General features: G+C 41.4%; 18 protein-coding genes. 1 reads left to right on the top strand and 17 read right to left on the bottom strand.

What is annotated here, in order from left to right; all coding sequences use genetic code 11:
- Positions 1-16 precede the first annotated feature (16 nt).
- Entirely contained in the window at positions 17-304 is a 288-nt protein-coding gene (locus M1G14_RS03885) for a WXG100 family type VII secretion target (RefSeq protein WP_003016069.1), read from the bottom strand.
- Between the two features lie 477 nt (positions 305-781).
- On the opposite strand from M1G14_RS03885, the gene M1G14_RS03880 reads away from it, so the two are divergent.
- Entirely contained in the window at positions 782-1,333 is a 552-nt protein-coding gene (locus M1G14_RS03880) for a hypothetical protein (protein WP_023919523.1), read from the top strand.
- Between the two features lie 54 nt (positions 1,334-1,387).
- Here the strand turns inward: M1G14_RS03880 and M1G14_RS03875 are convergent, their stop codons facing one another.
- The 16 genes from M1G14_RS03875 to M1G14_RS03800 all read right to left on the bottom strand — a co-directional run bounded on the left by M1G14_RS03875 (position 1,388) and on the right by M1G14_RS03800 (position 16,183).
- Positions 1,388-3,238 (bottom strand): proline--tRNA ligase, encoded by a 1,851-nt coding sequence (locus M1G14_RS03875; protein ID WP_003009975.1) that lies wholly within the window; start codon positions 3,236-3,238, stop codon positions 1,388-1,390.
- A 15-nt stretch (positions 3,239-3,253) separates the two neighbouring features.
- Positions 3,254-4,513, bottom strand: coding sequence for an RIP metalloprotease RseP (gene rseP / locus M1G14_RS03870; RefSeq protein WP_049523159.1), 1,260 nt, complete (start codon positions 4,511-4,513; stop codon positions 3,254-3,256).
- Positions 4,514-4,549: 36 nt separating this feature from the next.
- On the bottom strand, positions 4,550-5,353 hold the full coding sequence (locus M1G14_RS03865; protein ID WP_023919527.1) for a phosphatidate cytidylyltransferase: 804 nt from the start codon (positions 5,351-5,353) through the stop codon (positions 4,550-4,552).
- Between the two features lie 9 nt (positions 5,354-5,362).
- The gene (uppS, locus tag M1G14_RS03860) at positions 5,363-6,112 is read right to left on the bottom strand and encodes an undecaprenyl pyrophosphate synthase (protein WP_049523160.1); all 750 of its coding nucleotides are present in this window, start codon (positions 6,110-6,112) and stop codon (positions 5,363-5,365) included.
- Positions 6,113-6,266: 154 nt separating this feature from the next.
- Entirely contained in the window at positions 6,267-6,593 is a 327-nt protein-coding gene (gene yajC, locus M1G14_RS03855) for a preprotein translocase subunit YajC (RefSeq protein ID WP_003004444.1), read from the bottom strand.
- Between the two features lie 156 nt (positions 6,594-6,749).
- A complete protein-coding gene (locus M1G14_RS03850; protein WP_003009969.1) occupies positions 6,750-6,995 on the bottom strand; it encodes a hypothetical protein in 246 nt (81 codons plus the stop codon).
- A 225-nt stretch (positions 6,996-7,220) separates the two neighbouring features.
- Complete coding sequence (locus tag M1G14_RS03845; protein WP_049523161.1) at positions 7,221-9,350, bottom strand: AAA family ATPase; 2,130 nt, start codon at positions 9,348-9,350, stop codon at positions 7,221-7,223.
- A 355-nt stretch (positions 9,351-9,705) separates the two neighbouring features.
- Complete coding sequence (locus M1G14_RS03840; RefSeq protein WP_049523162.1) at positions 9,706-10,005, bottom strand: hypothetical protein; 300 nt, start codon at positions 10,003-10,005, stop codon at positions 9,706-9,708.
- 18 nt (positions 10,006-10,023) lie between these two features.
- Positions 10,024-10,404: a hypothetical protein gene (locus M1G14_RS03835; RefSeq protein ID WP_003013621.1), complete on the bottom strand. Its 381-nt coding sequence runs from the start codon at positions 10,402-10,404 to the stop codon at positions 10,024-10,026.
- Positions 10,383-11,984 (bottom strand): lipase family protein, encoded by a 1,602-nt coding sequence (locus tag M1G14_RS03830; RefSeq protein ID WP_049523163.1) that lies wholly within the window; start codon positions 11,982-11,984, stop codon positions 10,383-10,385. The genes M1G14_RS03835 and M1G14_RS03830 overlap by 22 nt, the downstream gene beginning before the upstream one ends.
- A 2-nt stretch (positions 11,985-11,986) precedes the next feature.
- Positions 11,987-12,373: a DUF1310 family protein gene (locus M1G14_RS03825; protein WP_049473088.1), complete on the bottom strand. Its 387-nt coding sequence runs from the start codon at positions 12,371-12,373 to the stop codon at positions 11,987-11,989.
- A 191-nt stretch (positions 12,374-12,564) separates the two neighbouring features.
- Entirely contained in the window at positions 12,565-12,963 is a 399-nt protein-coding gene (locus M1G14_RS03820) for a DUF1310 family protein (RefSeq protein WP_049523164.1), read from the bottom strand.
- A gap of 108 nt (positions 12,964-13,071) precedes the next feature.
- Positions 13,072-13,836, bottom strand: coding sequence for an amino acid ABC transporter ATP-binding protein (locus tag M1G14_RS03815; RefSeq protein ID WP_003016067.1), 765 nt, complete (start codon positions 13,834-13,836; stop codon positions 13,072-13,074).
- Positions 13,837-13,855: 19 nt separating this feature from the next.
- Entirely contained in the window at positions 13,856-14,542 is a 687-nt protein-coding gene (locus M1G14_RS03810; protein WP_024056362.1) for an amino acid ABC transporter permease, read from the bottom strand.
- A 3-nt stretch (positions 14,543-14,545) separates the two neighbouring features.
- Positions 14,546-15,238 (bottom strand): amino acid ABC transporter permease, encoded by a 693-nt coding sequence (locus tag M1G14_RS03805; RefSeq protein WP_003004525.1) that lies wholly within the window; start codon positions 15,236-15,238, stop codon positions 14,546-14,548.
- A gap of 66 nt (positions 15,239-15,304) precedes the next feature.
- Positions 15,305-16,183, bottom strand: coding sequence for a transporter substrate-binding domain-containing protein (locus tag M1G14_RS03800; protein WP_003004175.1), 879 nt, complete (start codon positions 16,181-16,183; stop codon positions 15,305-15,307).
- Positions 16,184-16,200: the final 17 nt, after the last annotated feature.

Here is a 16,200-nt window from a genome sequence, read left to right as displayed (position 1 = left end):
GACTATCTTAGTTATCTTAGTGGATTTGTGCAGCGATATCTTGGTCAGTTTGTTCAACGATATCAGCAACTTTGATCAATTGACCGTTGATGTCTTCCAACAATTGAGCGAATTGTTTGATTTTTGGAGACAATTCGTTGAATTGTGCTTCAAAGCTATCAAATGCAGATCCATCCCAGTTTGCGTCGATGACTTGTTGTTCATGAGTCAAAGTAGTAAGGATTTGATCGATTTCTTGAGAACCTTGTGCATAACGTTGTGCTGAAGCACGTAGGTCTTCTGGAGTTAATTTAATTTGAGCCATATGTTTCTCCTTTTGGGCTGATACCCTTATATTTTTTTCATAAACAATACATTTTAGTACGAATTAGTAAAATGCCAGATAACTGTATATTTTACCTTTTTCTCCCTGTTTGTATTATTTACTTAAAAATATCTTAATGAAATATTGCCAGAATGTCAAGTTTAGAGGACTAACTGATAAAACATTGTAACTTTGTTACAATTGTGTAACATTTTGTCATAAAACTGTAATATATTTCCCGAATTCCTTGCCCCAGTAGTCTCCAACTAGTATTATTTCTGGAAAGAAAAGAAGACACTCTGTCCTTTTATATTAACTCAACACATAGATAAAAGTTGTTGATTTTAGGTGTTTTTAAAAGCAAATTTCGATGACTTTTGTATATTTTTTCATTTTTAAAACTTTTATGGTATAATGAAACCTGTTCAAAACTTGTTTCATACAAGATCGAACACCATTAACCTATAAGGAGTATATATGAAAAAATTTCTACTTGTCTCTGTCTGTCTACTAGCTCTTACCGCTTGTAGCCAAGGCCAACAAGGCAAAGGGACTACTAACGCTTCTTCCAAGCAAGAGGCCACTCAAACCAAAAAGGAGCAAGTCCAAAACAAGACCTTTGTTAGTGACCTCGGCGATCACCACCAAAACAAAATTCAAATCGGCTACAAAAAAGATGAAATTGTCTCTTTTACTTTTCTTAGTTTTGAACCCATTTCCTCAGATTTGCAAGACATGGATCTTTCCGAGTTAAAGGAAATCTACCAAGAAGAATTAGAACATAGCGATATCTATAAAAGCTTAAATGGCAAGCCTGGTCTTAGCTTCCGCATTCAAATTTCGAAAGATAAACAATCCTATGCCAAGGTCTTACAAGCTGACTTCTCAAAAATCAAGAAAGATGAGTTTGCTTCCATCTACGGGGATCAAGGGGAGGAAGAAAGAGCCGAGTTCAAGAAATACCTCAATGGCAAACCTCAAGATCTCTTTACCTATTTCAAAGATCAAGGCCTCAAAGAAGAAAAATAAAAAGAGCTTCCTGAGTTTCATCACCACACTGGTGAGAGCTCAGAAAGCTTTTTCTTATTTGTTCAAGATTGAAAGGGTTTCAAGGAGATTGTCCGCATGAACTTCGATGGTATCTCCTGTTGCTTTGATTTTCACTTCTACGATACCTTCAGCTGCTTTTTTACCAACTGTTACGCGGATTGGAAGTCCAATCAAATCACTATCGCTGAATTTGACACCAGCGCGTTCATTTCGGTCATCCACCAAGACTTCGTAGCCTTTATTCACCAAAGCTTCTTCGATCCGATCGGTCAAAGCAAGGCTTGCTTCATCCTTGACATTGACTGGAATCAAATGCACATCAAATGGCGCCAATTCTTTAGGGAAGTTAATCCCCCAAGCGTAACGGTATTCCCCTTTTGGAGTCTTATTGACAAAGAGGCGTGCATGTTGCTCCATAACAGCTGAAAGAAGACGGCTGACACCGATTCCGTAGCAGCCCATGATGATCGGAACTGCACGACCGTTTTCGTCCAAGACATCTGCTCCCATGCTAGCGGAGTAGCGTGTACCGAGTTTGAAAATGTGACCGATTTCGATCCCACGTGCAAAGTTCAAGACCCCTTTCCCATCTGGTGAGATTTCGCCTTCACGAACTTCACGGATATCGACGTATTCTGCAGTAAAGTCACGTCCTGGGTTGACACCAGTCAAGTGGTAGCCTGTTTCATTGGCACCGACTACTGCATTACGGCTGTCTTGGACCTTGCGGTCTGCGATAATCTTAACATTTTCAGGAAGATCAACTGGACCGAGAGAGCCAAAATCAGCTCCTAATAATTCTTTCACTTCCACTTCGGTTGCAGGTTCAAAGAAGTCTGCGCCGAGGTGGTTTTTCAACTTCACTTCATTGAGCTGATCATTACCTACGAGAAGGGCAACAACAGGCTCACCATCTGCGATGTAAACCAAAGTCTTGATAGTAGCTTCTTCTGGAACATTCAAGAATGCAGCTACTTCATCAATCGATTTGACACCTGGTGTTTCCACGCGTTTCACTTCTTCTTCCGCTACAACACGGTTACTTGGCTTGTATTCGTTAGTAGCCATTTCCAAGTTGGCAGCATAGGTGGATTCACTTGAATAGGCAATGGTATCTTCACCAGAGACCATCCATTTGAGCAATTCTGCTTTGATTTCTTCTTGGACTTCTGCTGGGATCTCATCAAAGGAAGCCACTGATTTGTCTAAAACAACCCAACGATCCAAGTCTGTACGAGCAGGTGTAACAGCCATAAACTCTTGGCTATCTTTTCCGCCCATGGCACCACCATCACCGATGATGGCTTTGTAGTCGATGCCACTGCGTGTGAAGATCCGCTCATAAGCTGCCTTGTATTCATCATAAGTAACGTCCAAGCTATCGTAGTTAGCATGGAAGCTATAACCATCTTTCATGATGAACTCACGGGTCCGAAGAAGACCGTTCCGTGGGCGTTTTTCATCGCGGTATTTTGGTTGAATTTGGTAGAGATTCAACGGCAATTGTTTGTAAGATTTTACGGAGTCGCGCACAATAGCGGTAAAGGTTTCTTCGTGAGTTGGACCTAAGATAAAGTCAGAGCCTTCACGGTTTTTCAACTTATAGAGGTCTTCCCCGTAAGTTTCGTAACGACCAGATTCACGCCAGAGATCCGCACTCAAAAGGGCTGGAGCAAGCATTTCTACTGCTCCAATTTTTTCAAATTCTTGGCGCATGATGCCTTTTGCTTTTTCAATCACTCGATTAGCTAGTGGCAAATACGAATAGACACCAGCTGATACTTGGCGAACATAACCTGCACGCAACATCAAAGCATGGCTAATGACTTGAGCATCGCTTGGCATTTCGCGAAGCGTTGGAATCAACATTTTACTTTGTTTCATGGACAATATCCTTTTCTATTTCAAAAATAATTTCATAATATCATTCCAGGTGACAGCAATCATCAAAATAACCATTACAGCTACACCTGCAAGCGTCATATAGGTTTCTACTTCTTGTTTCAGTGGCTTTCTCCGGACGACCTCGATCAAATTGATCAAGATTTTTCCTCCATCCAAAGCTGGAATCGGGATTAGATTGAAGATCCCAATATTAATAGAGAGCATGGCCATAAGAGATAAGACTGCCGGAATCCCTAATTGAGCAGCTTGTGAGCTGGCATTGTAGATGGCAACCGGACCACCCAGTTTATTGAGACTAAAGTGGAAAATGATATCTTTCAAAGCTCCCAGAATCCGTGTCGCTGTATTCCAGGTATCTGTAAAACCAGACAAGAGTTTATCCACAAATCCTGTCTTGAGGCCATTTGTCACACCCAGATAGTAACGATTCCCTGACTTGGTTGGCTTCACTTTGACTTCTTTTTCTTGGCCGTCTGTTTTGACTTTCAGGGTCAATTCAGGAGCCGTCTTGCTGTCCTTAGTTGCTTTCTCAACAGCATCTGTCAGCTCATCCCAGTTGCTAACGGTATCGTTGTTGACTTGAAGGATCTGAACAGTACTTTTGACACCGACCTTAGCCAGCGCCCCATCGGGTGCCACCTGAACATTGTTGCTGTAGTAGTCAATCGCACCACCACGCATAAAAGCTAGAAGTGAGTAAACGACAATACTGAGGATAAAGTTGTTCATAGGACCCGCAAAGTTGGTGATCAACCGTCCCCAAATGCTGGCATTCTGATACTGAACATCTCTCGGCGCAATCCGCACTTCCGTCCCATCTTCCTCAACGATGGTCGCATCATGATCAACACTATAAGTCTTGGTCTCATCGAGAACCAAACCCGTAATTTCCAGTTTGTCTTCAAAGTCAAACTGGGTAACATTCATGGGAAGGGCTGTCTGATCCAGATTCTTTCCTGAAAGATTGATCCGGACGACCTTGCCAGCCTCATTTAGCGTCAAGCTAACAGGCGTTCCGGTTTTAATCTCAGTTGTATCCTCACCCCAGCCAGCCATACGCACATAGCCACCTAAAGGTAGAATGCGAATCGTATAGGCTGTTCCATCTTGACCAATATGGGCAAAGATCTTGGGACCCATCCCAATCGAGAATTCTCGCACCAGGATGCCCGATTTTTTTGCAAAATAGAAATGACCAAACTCGTGAACGAGAACGATCACTCCAAAAATAACAATAAAGGCAATAAACTGCATCGTTCTATACGTGGTTTCCTTTCTATCTCTTCTGTCTTAGAACAAGCCCAAGAAATGCATCAAGGGAAAGACAAAGATCAAACTATCAAAGCGGTCTAGAACACCACCATGTCCTGGAATAAATTTCCCAGAATCTTTCACACCGAAGTGGCGTTTAATCGCACTCTCTACCAGATCTCCAAACTGACCTGCGATACTAAAGAGGATGGTAAAGAAGATCATAGCAAGAAAACCATGTCCACCCGCCACAGAACGATCCACGATCATATAGATCACAGTTACCGCAACTGCAGACAAGATTCCCCCAAGACTGCCTTCAATCGTTTTATTAGGAGAAACCGCAGGCATGAGCTTGCGTTTCCCAAACCGACTTCCTACTAGATAAGCACCTGAATCTGTAGCCCAAACAATAAAGAGGGCCAATAAGACCTTGTCAATACCAGCAATTCGCGCATCTACTAAGGAATGGAAACCAAGTCCAACATAAAAGCTAGACGCAATGGGATAGACCACATCTTCATAATTGTAATTCTGAGCAAGAACAGTTGTTCCCATGAGAATCAAGACAACCAAACCATAAGCAATCATATTGCCATCTGCTGGAAGGTAAGGGAGGTAGTCCTCGATCGGCAAAGTCAGGACAAAGGCCGCTAACATGGCTAGCGCTCCTTCAAAGGTCGCTGTCTCAAGCCCCTTCATTTTGAGCAATTCATGAACCCCTAGCATGGCGATCAAGCCAATCACAATCTGAAAGAACACCCCTCCAACCATTACTGTTGGAATGAAAAAGAGCAGGGCAATTCCTCCAAAAATCACACGTTTTTGTAAATCTTTCGTCATCATCTTCTCCTAAACACCGCCAAATCTCCGGTGGCGATGGCTATATTCTACTACAGCACTTCGTAGTGCTTCCTCTCCAAAATCTGGCCACATCACATCTGTGAAATACAACTCACTATAAGCAGCCTGCCAAGGAAGGAAATTACTCAAACGGATCTCTCCGCTGGTACGAATAATCAAATCCGGGTCCCTTAGGACACGTGGCAAACTCTCGGTATAGAGAGAATCTGCGATCATCTCTTCTGTGATATCTTCTGGGCTGAACTTCGCATCCAAGACTTCTTGGGCGATCTGCTTCACAGCCTGAGTGATCTCAGCACGTCCACCATAATTGAGTGCGAAATTCAGGATCAAACCTGTATTGAGATGGGTCATCGCTTCTGCTCTTTCCAAAGCCTCCAGCGTTTCTTTTGGCAATTTCTTGGTATCACCGATCATTTGAATCTTGACATTGTTGCGATGCAATTCGGGGACGAAACGATCATAAAACTCGACCGGCAAGTGCATGATGAACTTGACCTCATCTTCAGGGCGTGTCCAGTTTTCCGTAGAAAAGGCATAGACAGTCAAGACCTGAACCCCCATATTTTTTGCTGCAATCGTCACTTCTTGGAGAGCTTCCATCCCCGCCTTATGACCGAAGACGCGCGGTTGCATCCGCTTTTTCGCCCAGCGACCATTGCCATCCATAATGATCCCAATGTGTTTCGGGACTTCTAAAGGTATCTCGATTTTTTCTTTTTTCTTAAAACGAAACATGTTTTTCTACCTATTTCAATATTTATCGCTTCATTATACCATAAATCCCCATAAAATAGGGACTCTGGCCTCTTTTTTGAACCAGCAGGACTTTCCTTCATCACATCGTCCTATTTGCCCACCAAAAAAGAGGCCCTTGCCTCTTCTTTGATGATTATTCTTCGATGGCTGAATCAGCATCTGAGCTAGCACCTTCTGTCGCAGTAGCTGAGATTCCTTCTGATACAGGAAGAACTGTTTTGATCGCTCCCAATTCAAAGGTCAGGTAGACACCATCAACATCCAAGACAACGGTCTTGCGGTCTGTGTCGACTTCATCGATGGTTCCGTACAAGCCACCAATCGTGATGACTTCATTTCCTTTTTGAAGTTTATTCAAACTTTCCATCCGTTTTTGGTACTGTTTCTTTTGGCTACGGCTCATGAAGTACATCAAACCGACCATAAGAACGAGCATAATTAGCAAACTTCCGCCTTGCATATGTTTCTCCTTTAATTTTCATATATGCTATACTATATCAAATTTCGCCCGTCTTTTCAAGTTTTCCCATCCTCTTCAAGCAAAATCAGGCTCCAGTCTCAGAGAGGAGGCAAGTTTTGATGAAAAAGAAAAAAACCACGAAAAGTGGGCTACTGACTAGTCAATCGTAATGCCATACTTTTCATGATTCTCATCATACCAATCAATCAAGGCCAAAGCCGTTTGATAGGTAATATTTTTGATTTTACTCGTTCCCTTCGTCAAAGTCGCCAAGCTCATTTTGCTGATGTTTGTTTCAGTTGCGACACGATAGCTCGTCAAGCGACCGTCAACCATCAGTTGAACAACGGCTTCCACTTTTCTGTATTCGGGAGTTGAGTAGATATCAATTGTATTGCTCATCTTACTTCCATTCCTCAAATTTTATTCTTGTATAGATTATATACTTATTTTCTTTATTTATTAATAATTTTGCTCAAATTGGATTAATTTCACTAATTATTGATGTTTTTTTAGCCCAAATAGGAGGATTTTGGCCTTATACGGCGAATAATTTCCCCCAGGTGGGAAGAAAAAATAAAGACTGCTATATGATAGCAGTCTCTATTTTTCACAAACTAATTCGCCTTAATCTGCTTGTTTATCAGCGTTTTCTTCCTTCTTTGTGTCTTTTTCTCTGATCACAAGGACACCATCTTCCATGTCTGCTTCGAGATGTTTGGCATCCAAGTTATCCAAGTGGAAGTCTGTGACTTTGTCACGGATTTGTTGTTCAACTACCCGACGGAGTGGACGAACACCCATCACTTCATCATAACCTTCTTCAGTCATGTATTCTTTAGCTGCATCGCTCACTGCTAAGTCGATTTCTTTCTTAGAAAGGGTCTTATTGACATCTACCAACATCAAATCAACAATCTTAGAAAGATCTTCCTTGCTCAAGTGTGAGAATTCAATGACAGCGTTGAAACGGTTGAGGAATTCTGGACGGAAGTAAGGTTTCAAACGATCCATGAGTTCTGGTTTATCCGCATCTTCTGTCAAGTTGGCTTCGTAACCAAAGCCAGCGTTTGAAGTAGCGATAATTACAGTGTTCTTGAAGTTGACAGTGTTCCCTTGACCATCTGTCAAACGACCATCGTCCAAAACTTGGAGGAGAAGGGTGATCACTTGAGGATCCGCCTTTTCAATTTCGTCAAGAAGGACGATTGAGTAAGGGTTACGACGAACACGTTCTGTCAAAGTATTGCTATTGTCATCATAACCAACATAACCAGCTGTTGTACCAATCAATTTAGAAACGGCTGTACGGTCGCTGTATTCTGACATGTCCAAACGGATGATGGCATCTTTGGTACCGAACATATCAAGAGCCAATTGTTTAGCCAATTCAGTCTTACCGACACCAGTAGGACCTACAAAGAGGAAGCTACCGATTGGACGGTTCCCTTCGTCAAATCCTGCACGGTTCCGACGGATGGCACGTGCCACTGCTTCAACGGCTTTATCTTGACCGATAACCTTAGTTTGCAAACGGTGACCCATATCTTTCAAACGTTCGATATCAGTTGCACCCATTTGTGACACTGGAATACCCGTCATCCGTTCTACAGATTCAGCCACATCGTTGATTGTTGCCGTTACTTTATGGTCTTCCGTATGGTTTTCAATTTTCTTTTCAAGTTCTTCGATACGAACTTTTGCATTAAGAGCTGCTTCGTAATCTTCTTTAGCAGCTGCAGCTTCTTGTTTAGCTTTTTCTTCTTCAATTTCATGTTCCACAGCATGGACATCTGTTACTGGATGTTGGGCTGCCAAGTGAGCAGCTGTCACATCGACCAAGTCAATGGCCTTATCAGGCAAGCTACGTTGTGGAATGTATTGGATCGAATAATCAACCGCTGCTTTCAAAACTTCATCTGGCAAGATGACATTGTGGTGTTTTTCATAAAGATCACGGATCCCTTGGAGAATCTTGAAAGTATCTTCAGCTGATGGAGCATTGACTTTCACTTCGTTGAAACGACGAGCAAGAGCTGCATTCTTCAAGATGGTGTTACGGTATTCATCTTGAGTCGTTGCCCCAATGACTGTCAATTCCCCACGTGAAAGAGCAGGTTTGATGATATCCGCAAGACCTTTAGAGCCTTGACCATCACCTGTGCTACCTGCACCAAGGATTTGATGGATTTCATCAAAGAAGAGAATGACATTTCCCATAGCTTTGACTTCTTGGATCAGATTTTGAATATTTTCTTCAAAGCTACCACGGTATTGCGTACCAGCTTCTAGACCAGAAATATCAATCGAGATGATTTCTTTGTTCTTGATAGCAGCTGGAACATCTCCGTTCACAATAGCTTGTGCCAAACCTTCTACAACTGCTGTTTTACCAACACCAGCATCCCCTACAAGGACAGGGTTGTTCTTGGTACGACGAGACAAGATTTCAGCAGTTTCTTGAATTTCTTTATTACGTCCGATGACCGGATCCAATTTTCCTTCACGAGCTTCTTCGGTCAAGTTACGACCAAGTTTTGCAAGGATACCATCTTGTTTCATTCCTTTACCTTGATGGTGTTGCACTTGCTCGCTTCCTTCATTTGGAAGTTGACCAGTTTGGCGGTAAATAGCAAATTCTTCAGGTGTCACTTCACGACCGTTGATCATGTAGCGACGGCTTTCAGAACGAAAACCACCCATGTTTCCCATTAGTTGATTGAAAAGATCATCCATATTGTTAAAGTTGTTATTCATATTGTATACCTCTAATTACATAATTTTAATTCATTCTTGAAAATTAGCAGACCAATTGGCTGCTGTTTAATTGTTTACATAATTTTAATTCATTTATTTAATAATAGCCCTACAGGCTAACAGTTTCTATTTTCCCTTTTATCAATTAGTTGTCTTAATTCTGGAAATAGCATATCACCATCTCCTTTCCACTATTGATCTTGTAAACCAGTAGGTTTTTCCAACCTCTTTTTGTTTACATAAATTATTATAACGCAGACTGATTTCTTTGTCAACACTTTTTTACATAATTTTTTAAATTTATTAAAAAAATCTGGAGTCACTCCAGATTCCATATTTAAATAGAAGTTCTTGGCTAGATAGATTTAAATTTACCAGCTTTTTCTTGAATAACCGTCTGTACATTTTTAGCAAATTGACCCACCATGGATTGATCCAGTTGCTTTCCAACGACCTGGACGTCTTCTTCGGCTACTGTTGTAATCGCAGTCAAGCCATCATTGTAACGTTTCTCAACTCCTGCCTTGCAGGTCAATAAAACGGGCGCATAGACAACCCGGATTAAATCTTTTTCAAGTTTCTTTCGGCTTTCGATGATCCTCATCTTATCTTTCATATCTAAATCAAAGAAATCTTTGACTGGACTATCACCCATACTTCCTCCTCTTCTATACTATGAAACTTTATCTTGTGCAAACTCCTCTTCCAGTTGGCGTCTATCTTTCCGGTAGGATTGCCATAAATTCTCTTCCTCGATTTCGATCTGTTTGAAGGCTACTTGTGCAGCTTCTCTAGCTTCGAGATCATACTCTTCGATACAGCGATGGAGGGACTCCCATCCACAACTGACATCAACCTCCTGCTCTTGTAAAAAGGAAGCTGCCATCGCATACTCTTCTTCCAGCATCTGGGTGAAGAGCTGCTGTTTTCTTTCCACTAGGCAACGCTTTTCATCTAGCTCCAAGCGCGCTTTTTGGAACTCTCTTTCCAAGTGATCTAGTTTCTTTTCCTTTTTCGAAAGAGTAGATGAAATTAATAAGCTAGTTGTTCCCACTGGTTCATTTCTCCTGCTATTTCTTGATCTTTTGCTTTTAAGAGCTCAATTCCTGCATTCACTTGCTCGTTTAAAGTATGAAATTCATTCGATAAGGACTGATATGCAGCCAAACGATTGTCGAACCTTTCTCTTACTTCAGTGACAACTGTTTGCCTTGTTGCACCGGCCTGTGCATAAGCCTCTTCTACTTCCGCAAGATTGAGAATGAAGCCTTTCGGAACGGTCTGTAAGACTTTCTCCAAAGCTTCTAAATCTGTATCCAGTTGTGCCTTAGATTTTTGAGCTTGCTCCAGCCCTTCATCCACTACTCGAATCAGCTCATCAGAAGCCAAGCGTGCCTGCAAGGCATCGAGATAGATTTGTTCACTTGAACTCAGTCCACCACCTGTTTTTTGTAATTTATCCTTTAGGCGATAGTAAACCTTCATCCGCTCTTCAATGATTTCCTTGCGAGTGATGGCTTCCGTTCCCTTTTCAAGAACCAAATTCCCATCCTTATCATAGATATAACCATGCATCATGTGCTGCAGGCCAGTATTTATCAAATTTTTAGTTTTGAGGTGCTTGACAATCCCACTGGATTCCTTGCTTCCAGAATCCTGATAGCCCAAGCTAACCAAATCTTTATGGTCAATGTGGTTGTAGATTTTGTACTTCAGCGAATCTATACGCGCTTTTTGCTCGGGTGTTAAGATGGAATAGGCATTAGGGCCATTGTATAGATGGACAGTCCCAATATGAGACGCTTCTTCTTCCGTCAAGCAGGCAAGCGCATACTGAATATTCATAGACCCCAGAGAGTGACCGTATAGATCGATCTTGGCATTTGGGTATTTTCGGATCACCTCTTTCAAATGAGCTGCAGCATCTTTAAACTGCGGAGGCGGGAAAGTCCCGTTTTCATCATTGTATTTTTTTAAAAAAGCAGCTCCCACTAAAGCGGGAAATTTAACCTGTTCTTCGGCTGTCCTTTCTGCAAAAAAGCCGACCACATCTGATGCTTTTTCCTGTACGAAATTGCTGACAGGATTATCCAGCGCTTTTTTCATAAACCTACCTAAGGGTGTGGCCTCCGGAGGAAGATTAACAGAAGTAGGAATAATCGCATCTTCAAAAGCTTCTACAAAATTATTAAAACTATCCTTAGCCTTATCTCGCGCATAATTCTTCGCATATTCGGTTGCATACTCGCTCGCACCACCAGGGTTCAAAATATTGGAAGCTGCTGGCAAATCTGTCTTTACCCAATCCGTATATGTATCATGGAGTAATTTTTGTGTACTTATTTCAGTTTCAGATCCCTTCATCAAGACAGTCACGTCATGGATTTGGGCACGTTCTTCATCTGAAGCAGTATAGGGGACTGCATTTTGTTGCGCGCCTTGGCCATTATTAGTAAGAACGAAGACCTGCTCCTCATTGTCATTTACGTTATCATAAATATGGGCAACATTACCAATGTATTCGTCTTTCTTCGTCCCAATTTTAAACTTTCCATTTATTTTGACATCTTTTTCGTATTCAAGTAGAGCAGCTTTAACATTTTGTTGATCATTGAAATTTAAATTATTAGCCATTATCACTCCTTATCTAATAAATCACTTAACTCCTCTGTTTCCCCAAAATAGGTCTCTTCATATTTCCCTGTTGTAGCGTCCTCTTGTATAGTTGTGCTTAAAACTAATTTTTCATCATTATTTATAACTATTTTTACTAATAGCCCTCCCATCGGATTATAATCTAAATCATCTTTAGAAATTTTATATGATTTTATTTTTCCTTCTGGAGTAAGAGCTTTAGGATCTAATTTTTTCAACATATTTTCAATCGCCACTTTCATCTTCTTACTCTCTGCGATTTGAATCATTTCTTGTTTCTTGGCAGATTGTCCATTAAAAAAGCTACAGCCTCCTAAGCTCAGGCTAAATACTACCATTATCAACACAATAAATTTACTTTTTTTCATCTTCTTCCCATTCTTTCTTCAGGTTTCTTAGAATTTATTATACAAAATTCTATTCATACCTGAAATGTTACTTTTGTTAAAAAATGTTGCCAAATCGTTACAAGCACTAGCTATTGATGTAACATATTGGTTTTGATCCATAAATGTTTCTATTTAACTATATTAGATTAGGGGTGTTTACCTAAATGAGTTTATTTCCCAGCCTCTTCTGCTTCACTTAACAGATCACTTAATTTTGCTGAAATACCGTAACTACCTGCTTCGAACTGTCCTGAATCTTCCATTTGAACAGTCGTATCGATCGTTAACTTTTTATCGCCATTGATAACGAGATAGACATTCATCCCTCCCATTGGATTGTATTCCAATTCACCTTTTATCAGGGTATAGGAGTGAATGACTCCTTCTGAAGTGAAAGCTTTCGGATCGATACTGATTAACAAGTGTTTTATCGCTCGCTCCATTTTCGTGCTTTCTGCAATCTGAATCACTTCCCTTCTCTCAGCAGCTTTATCTGTAAAAAGACTGCAGCCTCCTAGAAACAAAGTCAGTAAGAATAGTAGCATTAATCGTTGTTTTTTATCAGTCATATGTTCCCTCTCACTTATATTATTCGTAATGATTTTTAAAAAATGACCCAATTTTTAAAAATTTTTTCCAGAACCTAAAAAACACACCCTTACTAGGTGTGTCTCTTGTTAAATCATGTATTCGACGCTATAAGTGGCATCGGATAAAATCCGTGAGAGGAATTGTTTGGTTCGCTCTTCCTTTGGACTATTGAAGAATTCATGCGGTTCATTTTCTTCGATGATGTGTCCGCCATCCATAAAGATAACGTGGTTAGCCACATCACGCGCAAAGCCCATCTCATGGGTTACGACAACCATAGTCACTCCTTCTTGGGCCAATTGCTTCATGACATCTAAGACGTCACCGACCAACTCTGGGTCTAGCGCTGAAGTCGGCTCGTCTAGCAAGATCACGTCTGGTTTGACTGCGATGGCACGCGCAATTCCGATCCGTTGCTGCTGGCCACCTGACAATTGAGAAGGATAGTAATCCTTGTAAGCGAGGAGACCAACTTTTTCAAGGGCTGATTCTGCCCGTTGGATGGCTTCTTCTTTTGGAATCTTACGGGCTACAACCAGCCCTTCTAAGATATTTTCAAGCGCTGTTTTATTAGCGAAGAGATTGTAATGCTGGAAGACAAAGGCTGTCTTTTGGCGGATTTCTAGAATCTCTTTTTTGCTGAGTTTTGAGAGGTCATACTCTTTTCCACCTAGGGTTAGGTGACCTGTATCTGCCTTTTCCAAGTGATTGAGGCAGCGAAGGAAGGTTGTTTTTCCTGATCCAGATGGCCCCAAAATAACGACGACATCCCCTTGGTTGACCTTGAGATTAACATCCACCAGCACTTGGTGGTCCTTAAATTTTTTCGATACGTGTTCTACTTCTAACATCTTCTTATTTCTCCTTCTTCTATGCGAGTGTCAGGCGTTTTTCTAAGCGATTGAATCCCCACTGAATCACTCCACAAATGACAATATAAAGAATAAAAATCACTAGATAGGATTCAAAATATTGATAGCCATAAGAGGCTTCGACCTTGGCAATTGCGGTAATATCCTTGATGGTCATGACAAAGACAAGGGAAGTTCCTTTGACCAAGTTGATAACCAAGTTACACAAATTAGGAAGGGCTGCACGCAAGGCTTGTGGAAAAACAATGCGGATGTAGGCTTGACGATTAGTCAAACCAATGGCTTGCGCTGCTTCTAGCTGGCCCTTATCAACGGTCAGAATGGCTGACCGTAGAATTTCAGCAAGACTTCCCGTTGTCATCAAGCTAAAGATGATAAAGGCATAGTAAATGGGATTGATCTCAAAGACATTAAAGTGACTACCAATACTCTTAAAAAAGCTATTTAAGAGGCTGGGAAAGAGACTATAAAAGAAGAGAATCAAGAGAATCGGAGGCGTCGCGCGGATAAAGGCTAAGTAAATCACTGAGAAACTGCGAACCCCTTTGACCTTATAGATCTGACCGAGTGCCAAAAAGAGGGCTGGAAAGAAACTCAAAAGAATCGATACAACCATGATCAGAAGGGTCACTGGAACACCACCCAAGGTGGCTAGAAATGCTTTACTAATAAAATTGAAATCCATAAGCTACCTTTCTGTTACACTGAGTCGTTTCTCAAGGAGTTGAGCGGAGAAGGAGATCACAAGGGCAATTCCCCAGTAGATCACTGCGACAGCTGTATACGTTTCGAGGGAATAATTCCCAAGATTGCGGCTGATCAAGTTGTTGCCTGCTCCCATGATATCGATAAAGCCAATGGTATAAGCCAAAGCGGCATCACGCATGAGGTTCAAGATGGCAGTCGTCATATTTGGAAGAGCCACGCGAAAGGCTTGGGGAAGGACAATCCGCCAAATGGTTTGAGCTGGCGTCAAGCCGATACTCAAGCCCGCTTCCATCTGACCTTTTGGAATGGCCAAATAGGCTGCCTTGAAGACCTCAGAGATCATCGCGGCAAAGAGAAGAAACATGGCAACAAGAACAAAGACAAACTTGGACCAGTGGTCAATGTCAATGCCCAACCACCAGTTCAAAAATTGGGGAAGTCCATAAAAGACCAAAAAGAGCAAGACAATCGGAGGGGTACAACGCAAAGTAAAGACATAACCTTTTGCCAGACCTGCTCCTACCTTATCTTCTGATACTTGTGCCCAGGTCAAAACCAAGCCAAATGCAGAACCGAGAACCGTCGTTAAAACCATCAAAGCGAGGGTCGCTGGTAGAGCTTGGACCAAGGTTGGAAGAAATGACCAGACCTTGGAAATGTCGTATGAGACCATGTTTCTTTTCCTTTCTGTATCCGTATAGAAATAAGGAAGCTGGGGCTATACGCACCCAGTTCCATCTTATTTCTCTTTATCTACATAACTGAAGACATCTTCACCGAAATATTTTTTCGACAATTTAGCAAGTGTACCATCTTTTTCCAATTCTTTGATAGCCTTGCTGTATGCTTCCGCAAATTTTTCGTTTTTCTTATCCTTATGGATCAATGGGTAAGTTGGAATTCCTTTGTAGGCAAACCAGCTCAGTTTGTCCGCATATTGGTGGTAAGAACCATCTTTATCTGTGACAGCTTTTTCAAAGGAAAGTTTGATGTCAAAGAAGGCATCGTAACGTCCTTCAAGAACCCAAGCATAGGCATCTGCAACTTTGAAAGATTCCGCAGCTGTTAATTCGATTTGTTGGTCTTTATGCTTTTCATTGTATTCTTTAATAACATTCCACTGCGCATTTTGTGGTGAAATTGGAACCAATTTTCCTTTTTCTTTAGCGAAGTCATCGATGTTCTTGTATTTATTCGCATCTTCTTTCCGAACGGTAAATCCGATGATACTTGCTCCGATTGGTTCTTTTGGAATGATAAATTTCTTGGCACGTTCTTCGGTATACCAAGCTCCTTTGGTTCCGATATCGTATTTACCAGATTCTAGACCGATCAAGAGATCGTCATCACTTGTTCCAGTGTACTCAAACTTGTAGTCTGGTAGTTTTTCATCAATGGCTTTGAGAACGGCTACTTCATAGCCATCTGATTCTCCTTTTTCATCAACGAAATCATACGGTACATAGTTTTGAGTGTGGGCTACTTTCAAGGTTGTTACCTTGTTCGATCCTGTTGAGCCTTTGCTGTCGTTTGCATGGTTCAAGCTCCGTCCAAGAATGGTTGCACCTGCAATGGCAAGTACTGCCACCCCACCGATAATCCATGTTTTTTTACTCATACTCTGTTCTCCCTCTT

The organism is Streptococcus parasanguinis (genome assembly GCF_023109675.1).
GTDB classification, from domain to species: Bacteria; Bacillota; Bacilli; order Lactobacillales; family Streptococcaceae; genus Streptococcus; species Streptococcus parasanguinis_I.
Note: the sequence above shows the minus strand (reverse complement) of the source record. Positions and strands in the feature narration are given on the sequence as shown.

What these genes read in the sequence shown, in the direction of transcription:
- M1G14_RS03885 (WP_003016069.1), bottom strand. Translation starts at nt 304, where the DNA reads ATGGCTCAAATTAAATTAACTCCAGAAGACCTACGTGCTTCAGCACAA.
- M1G14_RS03880 (WP_023919523.1), top strand. Translation starts at nt 782, where the DNA reads ATGAAAAAATTTCTACTTGTCTCTGTCTGTCTACTAGCTCTTACCGCT.
- M1G14_RS03875 (WP_003009975.1), bottom strand. Translation starts at nt 3,238, where the DNA reads ATGAAACAAAGTAAAATGTTGATTCCAACGCTTCGCGAAATGCCAAGC.
- rseP (WP_049523159.1), bottom strand. Translation starts at nt 4,513, where the DNA reads ATGCAGTTTATTGCCTTTATTGTTATTTTTGGAGTGATCGTTCTCGTT.
- M1G14_RS03865 (WP_023919527.1), bottom strand. Translation starts at nt 5,353, where the DNA reads ATGACGAAAGATTTACAAAAACGTGTGATTTTTGGAGGAATTGCCCTG.
- uppS (WP_049523160.1), bottom strand. Translation starts at nt 6,112, where the DNA reads ATGTTTCGTTTTAAGAAAAAAGAAAAAATCGAGATACCTTTAGAAGTC.
- yajC (WP_003004444.1), bottom strand. Translation starts at nt 6,593, where the DNA reads ATGCAAGGCGGAAGTTTGCTAATTATGCTCGTTCTTATGGTCGGTTTG.
- M1G14_RS03850 (WP_003009969.1), bottom strand. Translation starts at nt 6,995, where the DNA reads ATGAGCAATACAATTGATATCTACTCAACTCCCGAATACAGAAAAGTG.
- M1G14_RS03845 (WP_049523161.1), bottom strand. Translation starts at nt 9,350, where the DNA reads ATGAATAACAACTTTAACAATATGGATGATCTTTTCAATCAACTAATG.
- M1G14_RS03840 (WP_049523162.1), bottom strand. Translation starts at nt 10,005, where the DNA reads ATGGGTGATAGTCCAGTCAAAGATTTCTTTGATTTAGATATGAAAGAT.
- M1G14_RS03830 (WP_049523163.1), bottom strand. Translation starts at nt 11,984, where the DNA reads ATGGCTAATAATTTAAATTTCAATGATCAACAAAATGTTAAAGCTGCT.
- M1G14_RS03825 (WP_049473088.1), bottom strand. Translation starts at nt 12,373, where the DNA reads ATGAAAAAAAGTAAATTTATTGTGTTGATAATGGTAGTATTTAGCCTG.
- M1G14_RS03820 (WP_049523164.1), bottom strand. Translation starts at nt 12,963, where the DNA reads ATGACTGATAAAAAACAACGATTAATGCTACTATTCTTACTGACTTTG.
- M1G14_RS03815 (WP_003016067.1), bottom strand. Translation starts at nt 13,836, where the DNA reads ATGTTAGAAGTAGAACACGTATCGAAAAAATTTAAGGACCACCAAGTG.
- M1G14_RS03810 (WP_024056362.1), bottom strand. Translation starts at nt 14,542, where the DNA reads ATGGATTTCAATTTTATTAGTAAAGCATTTCTAGCCACCTTGGGTGGT.
- M1G14_RS03805 (WP_003004525.1), bottom strand. Translation starts at nt 15,238, where the DNA reads ATGGTCTCATACGACATTTCCAAGGTCTGGTCATTTCTTCCAACCTTG.
- M1G14_RS03800 (WP_003004175.1), bottom strand. Translation starts at nt 16,183, where the DNA reads ATGAGTAAAAAAACATGGATTATCGGTGGGGTGGCAGTACTTGCCATT.